The sequence below is a fragment of the Virgibacillus sp. DJP39 genome (assembly GCF_049310925.1).
GTDB lineage: Bacteria > Bacillota > Bacilli > Bacillales > Amphibacillaceae > Virgibacillus_F.
The window spans coordinates 21,779-36,705 of the sequence record NZ_JBMERP010000020.1 but is presented as its reverse complement, the minus strand read 5'-3'; the positions used below and the strand labels follow the sequence as shown (position 1 = coordinate 36,705).

Below are 14,927 nucleotides of genomic sequence, written 5' to 3'. Positions count from 1 at the left end.
GAAATCCTTATTCGCCCTAGGGAACTTTCTTTAATTTCACCAAATCGCAAATCATCGGATACTCTTAAAATAGGACTATACGATACAATCTTGCAAAGGAATAATAGTATTTTACTTCTCATTCTTATCTTCTCCAGTTAAGTACTTCACAATTTTATCTGAAATACCTAGATTTAGCTTTTCCTCAAGCCACTGCCACTGACCATTTGCATTTAGTTCTAAGAAGACATATTTTTGATTATTTACTATGAAATCAAATGCAGCAAAATGTATGTCGAGCTTGTCCATCATTTCATAACATTTTTTCTCAATATCCTCTGGAACTTTAATTTTACTGTAGTGTACCTTGGCATCTTTTTTACGCCAGTCAACATTATTCGAAGATTCCACTTTAACACCAAAACATTTACCGTGCACAATGGTTAATCGGACTTCATAATCTTTCTCCACATATGTTTGAAAGTAGGCAGGTGAAAATTCAAGTCCTTCGACGTTTCCTGTATCTTTGACTTTATTGGTTTGAATGAAATTAACGGTCTGGCTTGTATTTATTCTTCCTACCGATATAGGTTTTACAATTGAGCTCTCTTGAGTTGCTACAAATTCTCGGGCCGATCTATTTGAATTGGTAAGTAGAGAGGGTGGAACCGTAAAACCAACTTCTTTTGCAACATGTAGTTGAACAATTTTGTTATCGGCTTTTTTTAAAATGGAAGGTCTTGTTAATACCACTTTTCCAGCATTTTCTGCTATTCCTTCTATTATAGTCATCATTTCTTTGTACATTAAATTTCTATATTTTGCATCAAATCCTTGAAGATCAGGTAAAGTAATCTTCCTATAATAAACCCCATGGCAATCATTAATATTAATTGAAACGTTTGTTATTGTATTTAAAACAACTGTATCGTCATTAGTAACCTTTATTTCATAGTCATTAAATTTATCAGTATTAAAACGAAAAAAACAAACTTTATCACTGAAGCGATGGATAATACTATCGACAGTAAGGTCCATCGAATTCGTTATAATTAAAATATACATATTTAATTGCCTCCAATAGTATTTGTAATCATAATTATACAGTATTTAGACATATAACTCATCACGTAACAGGTGTTGGGCTTTTGGCCATGGTTTGAAAAATCTTGTTAAATATTGTAATAGTACAAACTACTCGCTGAATACCCATTAATAAAAGTGAAATGGGTGGTTCAACATGAGCAAGCAGCCAAAGAAGATAAAACTTTCCCAGATAAGGTTGGAAACAAGTTATCGAAAAAGTGAGAAGGATTTAAGTTTAGAATTAAGCATTAATAGACAAGGACTAAAAATACCGTTAATTGTTGAGGAAGAAGGTAAGAATCAATATGTGTTAGTGGAAGGGTACCGTCGCTTTTATGCCCTTGAGTTTTTAGAAATAGAAGATGCTGAATGTAATGTAGAAAAGCTATCATCAGAAGAGGAAAGAATCGTTAAAAGGTTAGGGATAGAGTTACACACTAAGAAGAGAACTGCATACCAGTTGGAAAGAATGATTAACCGACTATTAGAAAATGAAAATTACGATGCCAGGTTAATTGCAAGCCTTTGTGATGTCACTGAAGAGACTATAAAGAAATATATACGAGGCTCCGAAGTTAATCCAGAGTGGATAAGAAGAGGAGAGCAAACTGGTGCTGGTAGGCATGCATTTACTGATATTCATAAATTAAATATAAGTGAGGAAACTAAAAATTACATTGCTGATAAGTATATAGATCGACAAATCAATAAGTCCACTGTTGATATCATAAAAAAAGCTACCAATGAAAATGCTTTTAAGGATATACCGGAGGAAAATACAAAAGAATGTATTGACCAGATAATCGAGCAGCACACTAAAAACTATGAAACTGTGAAAGAAATTGTCAGTGAAAGTAGTTTGAAAGCTGGATACACTAAAAGCAATCATACATTTATGCATAATCTAACATTGGTCTTAATAAAGAAAATAGAGAGGATATTTCGCAACCGATATTACGTGGACTATCTATCAGATAAGCAAAAAGGTAAACTGACTAAATCACTCAGGAGCTTAATATTAATATTGAACCCTCCACTAAAATGGTCGGACTTTCCTAAGCATGAACAGGCTCGTGAAAATTTAGAAGATGAAGACGGTGAAAGATTGGAACATTAGTAAAGTCTCAAAGCTTCATACGTTAAATAAATTGGTGGTGGGCTATTTTAGTTGCTCAAAAACAAGGAGCTCACAATATATAGATCCTTATTTTTTATCCATTTCTATATATAAATTTTTATCCATTCAGCTCCACGGCGATGCTGCGGCAACCGATGGAAACAGGAAAAGTTACGATTAGTAGGGCTGCTTCAACTGTAACGTATCCTGCGCAATTTCTTTTACTAGGTGCGATGAATCCCTGCCCATGTGGCTATTTAGGGTCAAGACATTTTTATTGTACATGTACACCTAAACAAATCACCGCCTACACGAATCGAGTATCCGGGCCGATTCAGGATCGAATAGATATTTTGTTGAAGCTAGAAACTGTTTCATTGGATCAGGAAATAATTGATCATAATGAACCTTCGATCGTTATTAGAGACCGCGTGACCATCGCCCGGGAGCGACAATATACACGGTACGGGAACAGAACCAGTAATGCGAAAGTCTCAAACGAAAAGTTGCTTGGGTGTTGTCAGTTAAACGATGAACAACAAAAAATGATGCAACAGTGGTCAAGTAAACATAACTGGAGTGCGAGGGTGCAAATGAAAGTAATCCGTCTAGCTCGAACGATATCGGATTTAAGTTTGGATGAACATATAACAAATGAAGCAATCTGGGAAGCTGTAACAATGCGACGCTCGCAAAGTTCCAAGGTGCAGAAGGGGCTGGTAAAATAGAAATGGCAAGGAAAACAAGAATTTGGCAACCCAATTACTTCTATCATATTGTTTGTCGAGGAAATCGGCGAGACGCCCTTTTTAAAGACGAGTCAGATTTTAAAACCTTCCTACATATGCTTACAGCAGTCAAAGAGAAAGCCCCGTTTGAACTGGCCTCTTATTGTTTAATGACCAACCATTTCCACCTGCAGATGCGCTCCAAAGAGCAACCTATCTCCAAAGTAATGTCACTGTTAAACAAACGCTATGCGGATTATTACAATACGAAGAATGGCATCACAGGCCATGTTTTCGAAAAAAGGTATTATGATTCAATCATTAATTCTAAACAAGGAATGCTAGAGATTAGTCGCTACATTCATTTAAACCCCGTCAAGGCTGGTATGGTTAGAACTGCCGAGTCCTATCAGTGGAGTAGTTACCACTATTACTTGCATATGTTGAGTCATCAGATGGTATCCATGAATCTTATATTGGACTGTTTCTCTGGGAATGAGATGGAGAAGAGGAAAAAGTATCAGGAGTTTGTTGCTAAAGTGTCTAATTTCGTCTGAATTATCTAGTGTAGCTACTGATAAAGGAGAAATATTTTCAAAAGATAAAAATCCCTACCGGGAGTGACTTGCTTTGCTTCAGACTAACTAAAATAATAATTGTGAATTCATAGAATTAATGAAACTAAATTATTATTTTGTCGTAATATAGTAATATCCATGAAAGCGAAAGTGATTGTACATTGGTCAGTAATGATTCACGTTAATTCTAAGCAATGTAACATAACTTTTTTAGAATTATATGATAAAATTAGGGGAGAAGATTTATGAACGGAATTAATCCAATCAAATTAGTGGGAAATTGGGTAGATGGATATGCAATTGATTACCATGTTTTGTATAGTGTTTATCTAGGTGAAGACCAATTTGGACATCCTCAATTTGATACAAAAAAAGAACTAATATTGGGGAGCTGCTTTATGAACTGAAATATCACAACAACCCGTCTAAAGTTGAAGAAATAGTTAAACTCATAGCTCCATTTCTAGATGAATGGTCAATAAAAGATAGAATAGATTTCATTATTCCTGCACCCCCTTCCACCGAAAGAAAAATACAACCGGTATATGAGATAAGTAAAAAGATCGGAGTGTACCTAAATAAAAGAGTTTTGTTTAACGTTATTGAAAAGAACAGTACAATACAATCTAAAAACTTAGCCCATCAAAAAAATGAAATTGAGGGGTCTATTGTTAGAAATGGTAAATTTAGAAGAAAGGTGAATCTACTTATCTTAGATGATTTATTTGAATCAGGTAGGACGTTAGGTGAAATTTACAATGTTTTGAATAGTGATCCAAATGTTGGGAATATTTATGTATTAACGGTTACTAAGACAAGAAGGTGATAAAATGAATGTGTTTATAGCAGGACCAAGAGCTGTTTCTAGCTTAAACAAACATGTAAAAGAAAGATTGAACAACCTTGTTAATAATAACTTTGAAATTTTAGTTGGAGATGCCAATGGTATTGATAAGCAAATCCAAAGTTTTTTTAATTCGGTTAATTACAACGCTGTTAAAGTTTTTGCGTCAAACGGAAAAGCTAGAAATAATATTGGTGGGTGGAAAGTTGAAAGCGTAAATGTTCAGCCAGGTGTTAAGGGCTTTGATTTTTATGCAGCTAAAGATATGGAAATGGCGAAAGCTGCAGATTATGGATTTATGATATGGAATGGTAAAAGTAAAGGAACCTTAAACAACATAAACAACCTGGTTAAATTGAACAAAAAAGTTTTAGTATATCTAATTCCGAATAAACAATTCTACACAATCTGTGATATACATGATATAGATAAGTTATTTACCAAAGAAAAAAAACTATTAAGCCGTACAATTCCGAGACTAACCAAGATATTGAACAGCTATCCTGGTTTAGTAATTAGCAGTTGGAAGTGGCTTTTTAGCAGCTATAGGTAAAGATTTTTAGTTGGTCTAAAAATAATCTGCGAAGCGTTACCAAAGGAAAAGGCGATTTTAGACCTGGTGCCTGTAACTCCCCGATAATACATCTGACCCTTTGCCAGTCGTGACAAAAATAACTCATTTGGTGTCCGCATCAACAAATAATGTAACGTATTATGACCTCTTGTAACGAGAGGTTTTGTCCATGGCCACACTTTTTAAGTTGGATAAATCAATATTTTCAACTGCTTTATCAACGTAGTGCTTAAAGACTCGCCAAAGCCGGGTATCATGTTCCCCAACCTTACGAGCAACTGCGGCAACTGGCATTTCAACCATCAATGACAATACATGATATTCAAAAAGTGTGGAAAAGCCAGCACCTGGTCGCGCCCAATCGATGATAGCAGTTCGTATTTTTCCACATGACTCACATTTGACCCGTGGCATTCTTGCGTGAAGCGTTGTTTGGTATTGCTGAAAATCGAGGTGTCTCCATGTACGATCTTGGTCTTGAATGTCATGAACTTTACATCCTGGTGCCCCACAATCAGGACATGAAAATTCGGCACCTCTTCTATATTCAAGATAAATGTGACGTGTCTTTTCTTCTTTAGCCAACTCATGGTGAAAAACATACCATGGCTCTGGTATTTCTAATGCAGATTCAAATACATTATATTTTTCCTGATAATCTCTCATAAAGCAATCAGCTCCTAGGTATTTTAATAGGTTTTACCTAGTATTGACAGCTATATGAGACTTTAAACTAAACATTAAATAGCGAAGAGGCTTTATTATGTTTTGCAATACACCAAAGCTTTGAACTTGGTTATGATGTGTATATAGGATTATCTGCAAAGAGAAACTTTAATGATAGGTATTATTTAAAACTTGGAGCTATACAAGCAAGAGGTGGGATTCCTCCCTATTTTAATTTTCCAACTATGTCTTCAATAAAGCTAGTCCATGATTATATGCCAGAAGGTGTTCAATGGTGTCGAAGTTAAAAAGTTTTGTTTTTGAATCTGTCCCAACTGGTATTCGTGCACATAGAAAAGGGGATGAAAAAGTGAAAAGAAACACAACATACACCGACGATATGGATCAAGCATTCCCAAGTGGAATTTATACAACGCCAAATGTTAAGGTTCCAAATTTACGTTTTCGTGATTTGGATAAATGGTGTCAAGAGAATGGAAAAAGTCCAGAGTCATTGACTACTAAAGAGCTTGAACAGTTTAGAACCTATTAATGATTCTAGAAACTCTGTTCATCAAAATATATCAATATTAAAGTGGCCTTTAGGGATATCTCTCTAAGGGCTTTTGTTATGGATTGAGGTGTCTTCACTTGCCATGGAAACCAAAAACAATCTGTCGCCACCCGGCTTGTCATGAGCTTGGTGTTGACAGGTATTGCGACAAACATAAAAAGCAAATAACAAAAGAACAGAACAAGTCCAGCTCTAAAATATACACCTATCAGTGGCGCAAGGTGAGTAAAGCATACTTAAAAGAAAATCCTCTGTGTGTTCATTGCCGAAGAGAAGATAGACTAACACCAGCAACAGAAGTGGATCATACCATTCCACATGGTGGTGAGGTGAAACTCTTCTGGGACAAGCGCAACTGGCAGGGTCTTTGTAAAACGTGTCACAGTAAGAAGACAGCCCTTGAAGATGGTGGATTTGGGAATGCTTGTAAATGAAATCGTTACTTAAAAATTGAGAATAGCTATTGAATCAAGAAGTAACTTATTTTCCTACCATATGCTATGCTAATTGTAATCATTGTTCATGGAGCTTGTGAATATAACCAGGGGGACTAGAGTATGGAAACAAATGAAAAGTCGTCAGCTAAATTAGATTTATATCAAAAGCTTGCTGAAGCAGAAGCTCAGCTTAAAAACAGAGAAGAGTTATTAGACGGAGAAGAAGTCTTTAGGGATCTTAAAGAAAGGCATCAAAGAAAGTAACCTCAGCATAAAGATTTAACAAAAGTTCAAGTCAGCTATAACCAACCCTAGGGGGTTAGCATCTTACCAAACCTCTTGGAGCGACAACGCGCTAGGGTAACGCGAGCTAATTCGCAAAAATCACAAGGGGGTATCTAAGCGGTTTTATAGTTGGCAATGATTTTATGAAAGTAAGCCAAAAACCGTATGAGAACTAGGGTTACAGTATTAATTAGTTTCCCTAAATAAAGAAGTAACCAATTGAATAGCAAGTAGAAAACAGCTCAATTTGCAGGTGTTTTCAACACGTTTAGGCTCGAAGACTAGGTCTCGGGCTATTTTGATGTTCAAAAATAATCGAGTCAAGGAGTTGAAAAGATGAGTGAAGAGATGATAATCCGAAAAATCTCGGTATCCGAAATCAAACCGGCCAAGTATAACCCACGTAAGGATTTAAAACCGGGCGATCCAGCATATGACAAACTGAAACGGTCCATGGCTGAATTTGGTTATGTGGAACCGAACATCTGGAATAAAGAAACCGGGAACATCGTCGGTGGCCATCAACGATACAAAGTTCTTGTAGATGAAGGACATTCACAGGTCGAGTGTGTGGTTATTGAACTTTCCTCTGAAAAGGAGAAGGCCCTTAACGTTGCGCTTAATAAAGTAACCGGCGACTGGGAACATTAGATCTGGTGCCTGTCACTTCCCGATATTTGGCGAATGATGTCGAATAATGGTATTGGAAAAATTGTAGGCTGTTAGTTTTGGTTGCGCTATGGATGTGCTACGGGAGCTGGCAGCTTTTTAATTTTGCTTTGGAAATTTATTTTTAGAGTTTAGATTAAATTGAATTTGGCGGTTCTTAATCTGCTGATTATCCAACTTTTTAACGATTAGTAGTAATAATCAAAAAAGCGGGAGGACAGATTTTCTTCTAGTATGTGACATACTTTCCTGTTCCGATTATAATAGAGGTAACTGAAGAAAATAGAAAGGAGCTTTTCATTGAAAGTTACTGTATTGGGTGGGGGAAGCGAAATTGGTGCATCTTGCCTGCATATTCAATTAGATAAGACGAGTATTTTAATCGATGCCGGGATGCGGATGCATGGGGAAAATACGTTGCCGATGTTAGGGATGCTTGACGAGCTGGATAAGCCGGAAGCAATCCTTATTACCCATGCACATGCCGACCATATTGGCGCATTGCCGGTTGTTCATACCCTGTATCCAGACGTTCCCGTTTATACAACTCCCCCGACTGCTGATTTAATGCAAATTATGATGAAAGATTCCTTTAAAATTTTGACCGAACAAAGCCGTCTGGCACAGTCGCTGATGCCGTATACGGAGGAGCAAATGAACGCTTTTCTTGGGCAGGTCCGTGTTTTTCCAGCGAAAGGTGTACTGGAAATCGGTCAGTTGAAAATTACCTCCTATCGCGCGGGTCATATTGTCGGTGCTGTCATGTTCCTGATTGAAGGGGACGGTGAGAGTATCCTGGTGACAGGTGATCTATCGTTTAGCAGTGGACGGACCATTCCTGGTGCAAAAGTGGCGACTGATATGAAGCCAGATGTTGTCGTCATGGAATCAACCTATGGGAATCGTCTCCATATGGATCGAAATACGGAAGAGAAGCGCTTGGCAGAACATGTTGCGGCAACTATTGCGGAAGGCGGTTTTGCCTTGGTTCCTGCTTTCGCGCTTGGTCGAGCCCAGGAGGTATTGCTGATTCTCCAGGATTATATGGAAAAAGGGCTGATTCCGACTTTTCCTATTTACGTCGATGGTTTAGTGACCCCTGTTAGTCGAATTTATAAAAATTATCCCCATTACCTGAAGGGCCCAGTTGCCCATCGCATCCGTACAAATGGCGATGCCTTTTTGACGGAAGGACGATGTATCGCAGTTCGTCCAAATGAACGGGAATCGGTTGTGAATGGGAAACCTGCCTGTATCGTTGCTTCCTCTGGGATGCTGACAGGTGGGGCGAGCGCTTGGTACGCCAAACACCTTGTAACGGAAGAAAAGAACGCTGTTTATCTGACAGGTTACCAGGATGAAGAAAGTCCGGGTAAAAAGCTGCTCGCACTTGCGGATGGAAAGGAAAATACGTTAGATATCGATGGTACAACCTATCCGGTGAATTGCCGGGTGGATAAATTTGGTTTGTCAGCTCATGCCGATGCGAATGAAATGACGCGGTTTATCGAAACATTGGAGCCGACTTGTACCTTGCTTGTTCATGGTGACGATGATGCGAGAGCCTCCTTAGCTGATAAAATTCATCCGAGGTTTCAGCCAGTACTTACCGAGAACGGAGAGACGTATTCATTTGAAAAACGAAAAAATGGCGGTGGAATCGTTGGTAAAAGATATAAACGGAACCGGCAACAGGAGCAGCTCAGAAGGCATATCGGGTCCATCCTCCTGTACAAAAAAGAAGAGGGACAAGCATATAAATTCGGTCTTTGCCAAAATGTGCACCCGAAAATAGCTACCTTCTTTTTTGAAACGCCAAAAGGAAAGTTTGATAAGGTGGAGGCAACTCGAGTAGCGGAAACACTCGGCCCTTGGAATCTATCAACCGAAAAATTTACAGAAGTTGCTATTGCGGTGTTGACGTATAGCCGACCCTATTTAGAAAATGTTAATTGGGATTTGTTGCCGGATTATATTGTGTCCTTGCAAGAGGCTTTTCGATTATTGCAGGTAGAGGATGTGGCGCAACAATTTGCCGTCGCACTGGCGTTGCAAAGTATACCTGATGAGCACCGTCACGTTGATCTAGAGGGTCAAATAGGATACAAATTGAACAATGACCTGCGTTTCCAGTTAAGCAATTTGGATTTGCCAATTCAAGCGATTAAAATGAACGCCAACCATGCCATGGACAGTGTGCGATCCTATTTTGCTGAACACCCGCACTTTTTGCGATGTGGCGTGCAACAAAATGGCTCAGACACGGAACACATACTTCTCTCGTTTGATTTTCCGAAAAGTATTTCCGACGCTGAGCGAAAGCAAATGATGACGGACATTAAAAAACAGACTGGCTGGGATGTTATATTTTCCGACTCGGTTCGACACGAGGCTTTTCAACCACTGCTTGCATCGTTGTTAGGGAAGCCTATCGACATGCCATCAGTCCATATTAACGAATCACTCGTTGTGACAAAAGAACCGAAGCCAGAGAACTCCCAAGCCATCAACAGCCAATTCCAAAAAGTGACTGGATTTGATTTGCGCTTTGCTGAAGATGATCATGTAGGTGATGGGGCCGAATTGTACAAGGTGAAGACTGGGATAGCGACAATGGAAAATAACCAAGCCATCGCAGTTGCCAAACAATATGGCGAGGATCACCAGGTGAAAATATACAAAACGGGTATGAAACAGCAGAATGGTCAGCCATTAATGGAATTACATTTTATCTCCCCTGAAATTGCCGCGGGTTACAGCGATATGTTGCAGGATTTGAGTAATGAAATTGGCATGGATGTTCAGTTTGCCAAGCAGCCAAAGCAAAATGAAATTATTCGAATAGCGAAAGAGGCTATTCCGCCTGCATGGGAAATGAAAGGGAATCCATCAGTTCATATGGACAAAGCAGAAGTTTCGATTAAGGTTGCGAATGCACCTGCGGAAGATGAGTTTGCGAAAATCTGTGAGGGTGTTAAAGAAGAGACTGGCTATACGTTGCGGTTGAAGTAGGTGAGATTAAAGTGGTAGAGAAGGAGGAGAAAATGAATGAATGTGCAATGTACGAAAAAGCTACTGGATCTATCACGTGTAAAACCTACAGAATCGGTTGAGGAGGAACCTGTATTTTCTTGGCATGCGAATGTCATTACGTTGAAATCAAATCTGGTGCCTGTCACTTCCCGATATTTATCGAATGGTGTCGAATAATAGTATTGGAAAAATTATAGGCTGTTAGTTTTGGTTGCGCTATGGATGTGCTACGGGAGCTGGCAGCTTTTTAATTTTGCTTTGGAAATTTATTGTTAGCGTTTAGGTAAAATGGAATTTGGCGGTTCCTGATCTGCTGATTTTCCAACTTGTTAATGGGAAATGTAAATTTGTGCGATTTAACGGGGGGCACTATTAAATTTTAGAGCTGGTTTAAGCAATTTTCCATTGTTGACTAGTCCAACAGTATCGCTTATCTTATATCTACCTAAAGGTGGAAATGAAAATATAGGATGTGACTGGATGGCTACTATCGTGACAAGTATAGGCTTGAAGGGGATAGAGGGATACATCGTGCAAATAGAAGTCCAACTGCTGCCAGGAGTAGAAAGTGTTAGTATTGTTGGCCTGCCGGACGCGTCTGTTAAGGAATCGAAGGATCGGGTGATGGCTGCTCTATACGCAAATAACTGTGAGGTACCAGACAAGAAAATCGTTATTAATCTATCACTTGCAGAGCAGAAAAAGAACAGTCCGATTTTTGACTTGGCTATGGCGAATGGGATTATGAAAGAGAATGGCGATATTAAGGAGTTTGTCCCGGAAGGTGCTGCTTTTTTAGGTATGCTTCCAGCAATTATTGCTGCCAAGAAAGAAAAAACGCGCCATTTTTTTGTTGGTCTTACTATGTTATATGCTAATATAGTTGCGGAAGGTGAGAGATAGTGAAATATGTTTATATAATATTAAGTTTAGTTTTTATTTTGACCTTTGACTTATGGGTAGAAAATTCGAACCAAGCTCAACTATTCTATGGAAATTGGTTAAAGCCATTGATAGATGAACGTAAAATATCAATGGTCTGGTTATTGTTACTTGGTGTATTTTTTATCATATTGTTTAGGTTTTGGCTGATTAGAAAAGATGAGGAGATAAAAGTGTTAAGAACGAAATTGGAATCTGAAATGGAAATCTTAGTCCAAGCTAATACTGAATTGAGTAGTTATCGTTTACAAGATAACCTTTCAAAATTGTTAGATCAATTTGTGAAAAAATACCCTTATGTCATTGCTGTACAACTATATCATTTTTTTGAACAAAATTTGAATCGCAATACTATTTTTAAAGTAAACTTTATTGATGGGACAGTAGTAGAAGATGTTAATATAAATGCAATCCACCAGTTATACTATAAGTCGAAGAGTAGGTACATAAGAGAATTCAGAAAGGCAAATAGAATGTTATTAAAAGAGGAAAATCCAAATTTTCTTTTGGACTTCGTATTAGATACATACAGCATGTTAAGTGAAAAACCTAAATCCTCCATGAATGAGGAAGATGCATGTTTGTGTTCGTTAATGGTACTTGGACTTGAATTACTTGAGAAGGATTACCAATTGGGGATTGAATCATTAGGAAATGGAGAGGAAAAATTTGATTCTCTATTAAATGATTATCGAACAGGACTTTTAAGAGGCGCGTTAATGAACGATGCTTTTTATTTGGAATAACATAATCATACATTGGGAATACAATTAAAAGAGGTGTTCTAACAATGTATAATAGTAATGAAAAGCAAAACGAAACTTTTCAGCAAGAGCAACAAAAAATTATTAAGCGGTTAGAAGAAGCTGGTATTAGAGCGTCTGTTGGTAAAAAAGTACCTCAAGGTGGAAGTTATTCAGGTATCATAGGGGATAATAGAAAAGTTCTAAATGTAAATTTACCAGGTGTTCATGATTATTATAAAACCAAATAGTTTAAAGTGCCTTTAGATCTGGTGCCTGTCACTTCCCGATAATTTCTGCTGAAGTGGTGCCGCGTGCTTCGATTTCTAGGTTGCAGGCTTTAATGGCTTTGATTTTACTTAGCGTGGCGTCTTCAGGTATGACGATTGTCGCTGGAACCCCAAGAGAATTGACGTTATAAGCGACTGCCTGGCTGTAATTTCCTGATGAAGCAGCCGTCACATAGGTTGCCACTTGCTTGACGGCATGCTTCACCTTGTTTGTAGCCCTCTTAATTTAAAGGAGCTCGTTTTCTGTAAATGTTCACCTTTTAAAAACATCTTGTTTCCACAAATGGAAGAAATCCCTGTTGAACTTAAAATTGGTGTTTCATTGATAATATCTGTGATTTTGTTGTGCTTGCCTGATGAATATTTTTTATTGTTATCTTTGGAATGACACCTTTTGTGAAAAGATATTGTTAGAGCTGAACCTTGTCTCCTTAAAGCAACCTGCGAGTTAGAGGAGGCACTTCTCTTAAATGTTTTTTTGACAAGATCCATGTCCTTCCTGCTATCTTAATAGAAATACTGCTCTGGGCCATACCCGTGTTTTTCTGTAATATGAGGAGCAACTGGCTCGGGATCCGATTCTTGGATTTTCTCCACTGTTACTGTAAACGTCCATTCATCCCCAAAATCGAATAAATACATAAAACGCCGGCCATTGGTTAGGCCAACAGATCCAATAGTAACTTCTGCGGCATTGGGGGCACCGGAATCATCATAAGGTGAAACGATACAGTCTTGAGACCACTTTCTTCCGTCCATAAAGAATGAATAAAGATGGTCATCATCAAAATCAAAAGCTTTCAGGATTACCTTATGCAAGTCCTCCATTGTGTTTTTTGAAGATAGAATTATTTTACACCAAGAATTTTTGTCAAAAGCGACTTTAAAGGTGTGCGCTCCGTCAGTGTATTTGCGTTCAACTCTTGGTAATGTGTTCTGCAAATCTTTTTGCGGAAATAGTCCGGTGAAGGCTTGATAGAAAGACTGCGGGCTATGATTTTTATGTGCTTTTTGTAAATGCCGGTCTTGCGTTTCAGGTAGCTTTGATCCGGGAATTGGATTAACTTCTCCGTGTTCGCGGCGTAATGGAATGTTCCACGCTTGCAAACTTCTGGACGTCAACAAAATAGGAATCACTTTTTTTCCAAAGGATGTTAGTGTAACTGATTTTACAAAATAATAGCTTTTCTTACCATAGTGATTTGTACTTTCCAGGTCTTTTTCGCAAACCCATATGCCAAACCATTCGAAATATAGAAAAAAATAATTCCATTGAAATGTGAGGTTGGCCAGTAGGGTATTTTTACCTAGGTCCAAATAATTCCCTGATTTTTCATCCATTAATTTTGTAAAGATATCCGGGAGAATTTGGTGAATGGGGTTTCTGCTCTTATGGATAAGTCGCGTCCAATTCAAATCTACCCAGAATGTCTCAAACAAAAAGAAGTATTGTTCAGCGTCAGTCAGTTCTTTAAACATGTTCCATCTTTCGGTGACTTTTAGTTTAGGTTGGTTTGATTCAACCGACACCTTTTCTATTAAATGTCCACTCAACGCAAGATGATAGAAAAAATGAATATATGGATAGTTCTCCTGCTGTGCATAGCTTGTGGCATTAGCTGATTTTACAGATAATTTCTCGTTGATAGAAGGTAAGTGTTTTCTCGAAATGTACTCCATGGTTTTTGTAAGGCGAATTTGGTGGTGTTCCAAATAATTTATGAATTGACTGAAATCCGCTACTAGCTGGATTGGAAACGTATTTCTGCGTTTTTTCAACGTCCAGTCTTCGTTCTTCTCACTGTGGTCTTTCTTTTCTGAGTAATCAAGCTCAGGTTCTTCTAAGAGATTATCAAATGTCAGCTGTTCATGATCTCGATTAAAAATTCTCATCAAAACAATGTCTCCTCTCCGCCCGTTATGATGGCTCTCGAGTAATTTGGTGTGCTTATATCTAATTGTAAAGGTTTTAGTAGCTTATTGCCACAGCGTAGTCACCACTTTCTGGTAAAGCAGAAAATACATATCTTTTAACACTATCGTTACGGACTGAAGAAAAGTGTCGTTTTGGAGAAAAATATTTTCATGAACCTTTCTTACTCGATGCTCTATTGTAGTAGTGAAGGACTTGATCGATATTGCGGCGGTATGCGGGGATAGGAACCCTGGCCTTATGTACCATTAACGGAACCTTTTCATAACGGGATCCGTTACCTATCACAAACATTAAAAATGTAATATAAAAAATAAACCAATTTGTATGCTAATTTGCGGTTCATACCTCTCTTAATTAAATGTTCCACGGCTTCCATAGGACGTTATATTCCGTACACCTCATCTATGAAAAATTGCGTGTGGTTACAGGCGCTTAATAGAAGAAAT

18 protein-coding genes and 1 pseudogene are annotated in these 14,927 nt (G+C 38.0%); 15 read left to right on the top strand and 4 right to left on the bottom strand.

The window, feature by feature from the left end:
- Nucleotides 1-111: 111 nt before the first annotated feature.
- Nucleotides 112-1,044 (bottom strand): MvdC/MvdD family ATP grasp protein, encoded by a 933-nt coding sequence (locus tag ACOI1D_RS08875; RefSeq protein ID WP_422500917.1) that lies wholly within the window; start codon nucleotides 1,042-1,044, stop codon nucleotides 112-114.
- A 175-nt stretch (nucleotides 1,045-1,219) separates the two neighbouring features.
- Between ACOI1D_RS08875 and ACOI1D_RS08870 the strand changes: the two genes are divergently transcribed.
- From ACOI1D_RS08870 to ACOI1D_RS08845, 6 genes are all read left to right on the top strand, one after another.
- Entirely contained in the window at nucleotides 1,220-2,182 is a 963-nt protein-coding gene (locus ACOI1D_RS08870) for a ParB N-terminal domain-containing protein (RefSeq protein ID WP_422500916.1), read from the top strand.
- Nucleotides 2,183-2,322: 140 nt separating this feature from the next.
- On the top strand, nucleotides 2,323-2,910 hold the full coding sequence (locus ACOI1D_RS08865; RefSeq protein ID WP_422500915.1) for an ATP-binding protein: 588 nt from the start codon (nucleotides 2,323-2,325) through the stop codon (nucleotides 2,908-2,910).
- Nucleotides 2,911-2,912: 2 nt separating this feature from the next.
- Nucleotides 2,913-3,467 carry an REP-associated tyrosine transposase gene (locus ACOI1D_RS08860; protein ID WP_422500914.1) on the top strand — a complete coding sequence of 185 codons (555 nt, stop codon included), beginning with the start codon at nucleotides 2,913-2,915 and terminating at the stop codon, nucleotides 3,465-3,467.
- Nucleotides 3,468-3,733: 266 nt separating this feature from the next.
- Complete coding sequence (locus ACOI1D_RS08855) at nucleotides 3,734-3,895, top strand: hypothetical protein (RefSeq protein ID WP_422500913.1); 162 nt, start codon at nucleotides 3,734-3,736, stop codon at nucleotides 3,893-3,895.
- Nucleotides 3,896-4,077: 182 nt separating this feature from the next.
- Complete coding sequence (locus ACOI1D_RS08850; protein WP_422500912.1) at nucleotides 4,078-4,314, top strand: hypothetical protein; 237 nt, start codon at nucleotides 4,078-4,080, stop codon at nucleotides 4,312-4,314.
- 10 nt (nucleotides 4,315-4,324) lie between these two features.
- Complete coding sequence (locus tag ACOI1D_RS08845; RefSeq protein ID WP_422500911.1) at nucleotides 4,325-4,885, top strand: hypothetical protein; 561 nt, start codon at nucleotides 4,325-4,327, stop codon at nucleotides 4,883-4,885.
- A 159-nt stretch (nucleotides 4,886-5,044) separates the two neighbouring features.
- Here the strand turns inward: ACOI1D_RS08845 and ACOI1D_RS08840 are convergent, their stop codons facing one another.
- Nucleotides 5,045-5,572: a helix-turn-helix domain-containing protein gene (locus tag ACOI1D_RS08840; RefSeq protein WP_422500910.1), complete on the bottom strand. Its 528-nt coding sequence runs from the start codon at nucleotides 5,570-5,572 to the stop codon at nucleotides 5,045-5,047.
- Between the two features lie 292 nt (nucleotides 5,573-5,864).
- Here ACOI1D_RS08840 and ACOI1D_RS08835 point away from each other — a divergent pair, with 292 nt between their 5' ends.
- The 9 genes and pseudogenes from ACOI1D_RS08835 to ACOI1D_RS08795 all read left to right on the top strand — a co-directional run bounded on the left by ACOI1D_RS08835 (nucleotide 5,865) and on the right by ACOI1D_RS08795 (nucleotide 12,506).
- The gene (locus tag ACOI1D_RS08835; protein WP_422500909.1) at nucleotides 5,865-6,125 is read left to right on the top strand and encodes a hypothetical protein; all 261 of its coding nucleotides are present in this window, start codon (nucleotides 5,865-5,867) and stop codon (nucleotides 6,123-6,125) included.
- Between the two features lie 98 nt (nucleotides 6,126-6,223).
- Nucleotides 6,224-6,580 (top strand): HNH endonuclease, encoded by a 357-nt coding sequence (locus ACOI1D_RS08830; protein WP_422500908.1) that lies wholly within the window; start codon nucleotides 6,224-6,226, stop codon nucleotides 6,578-6,580.
- A 123-nt stretch (nucleotides 6,581-6,703) separates the two neighbouring features.
- Nucleotides 6,704-6,847, top strand: coding sequence for a hypothetical protein (locus ACOI1D_RS08825; RefSeq protein WP_422500907.1), 144 nt, complete (start codon nucleotides 6,704-6,706; stop codon nucleotides 6,845-6,847).
- A gap of 369 nt (nucleotides 6,848-7,216) precedes the next feature.
- Nucleotides 7,217-7,513: pseudogene (locus ACOI1D_RS08820) on the top strand (ParB N-terminal domain-containing protein); the annotation flags it as partial.
- A gap of 324 nt (nucleotides 7,514-7,837) precedes the next feature.
- A complete protein-coding gene (locus tag ACOI1D_RS08815; RefSeq protein WP_422500906.1) occupies nucleotides 7,838-10,549 on the top strand; it encodes an MBL fold metallo-hydrolase in 2,712 nt (903 codons plus the stop codon).
- Nucleotides 10,550-10,585: 36 nt separating this feature from the next.
- Nucleotides 10,586-10,747 carry a DUF6933 domain-containing protein gene (locus ACOI1D_RS08810; RefSeq protein ID WP_422500905.1) on the top strand — a complete coding sequence of 54 codons (162 nt, stop codon included), beginning with the start codon at nucleotides 10,586-10,588 and terminating at the stop codon, nucleotides 10,745-10,747.
- Between the two features lie 231 nt (nucleotides 10,748-10,978).
- On the top strand, nucleotides 10,979-11,473 hold the full coding sequence (locus ACOI1D_RS08805) for a magnesium chelatase domain-containing protein (protein WP_422500904.1): 495 nt from the start codon (nucleotides 10,979-10,981) through the stop codon (nucleotides 11,471-11,473).
- Nucleotides 11,473-12,258 carry a hypothetical protein gene (locus tag ACOI1D_RS08800; protein WP_422500903.1) on the top strand — a complete coding sequence of 262 codons (786 nt, stop codon included), beginning with the start codon at nucleotides 11,473-11,475 and terminating at the stop codon, nucleotides 12,256-12,258. Before ACOI1D_RS08805 ends, ACOI1D_RS08800 begins: the two co-directional genes overlap by 1 nt.
- A 44-nt stretch (nucleotides 12,259-12,302) precedes the next feature.
- Nucleotides 12,303-12,506 (top strand): hypothetical protein, encoded by a 204-nt coding sequence (locus ACOI1D_RS08795; protein WP_422500902.1) that lies wholly within the window; start codon nucleotides 12,303-12,305, stop codon nucleotides 12,504-12,506.
- Nucleotides 12,507-12,534: 28 nt separating this feature from the next.
- On the opposite strand, the gene ACOI1D_RS08790 is transcribed toward ACOI1D_RS08795, so the two are convergent.
- Nucleotides 12,535-12,750: a hypothetical protein gene (locus ACOI1D_RS08790; protein ID WP_422500901.1), complete on the bottom strand. Its 216-nt coding sequence runs from the start codon at nucleotides 12,748-12,750 to the stop codon at nucleotides 12,535-12,537.
- A gap of 302 nt (nucleotides 12,751-13,052) precedes the next feature.
- Complete coding sequence (locus ACOI1D_RS08785) at nucleotides 13,053-14,438, bottom strand: plasmid pRiA4b ORF-3 family protein (protein ID WP_422500900.1); 1,386 nt, start codon at nucleotides 14,436-14,438, stop codon at nucleotides 13,053-13,055.
- Nucleotides 14,439-14,927: the final 489 nt, after the last annotated feature.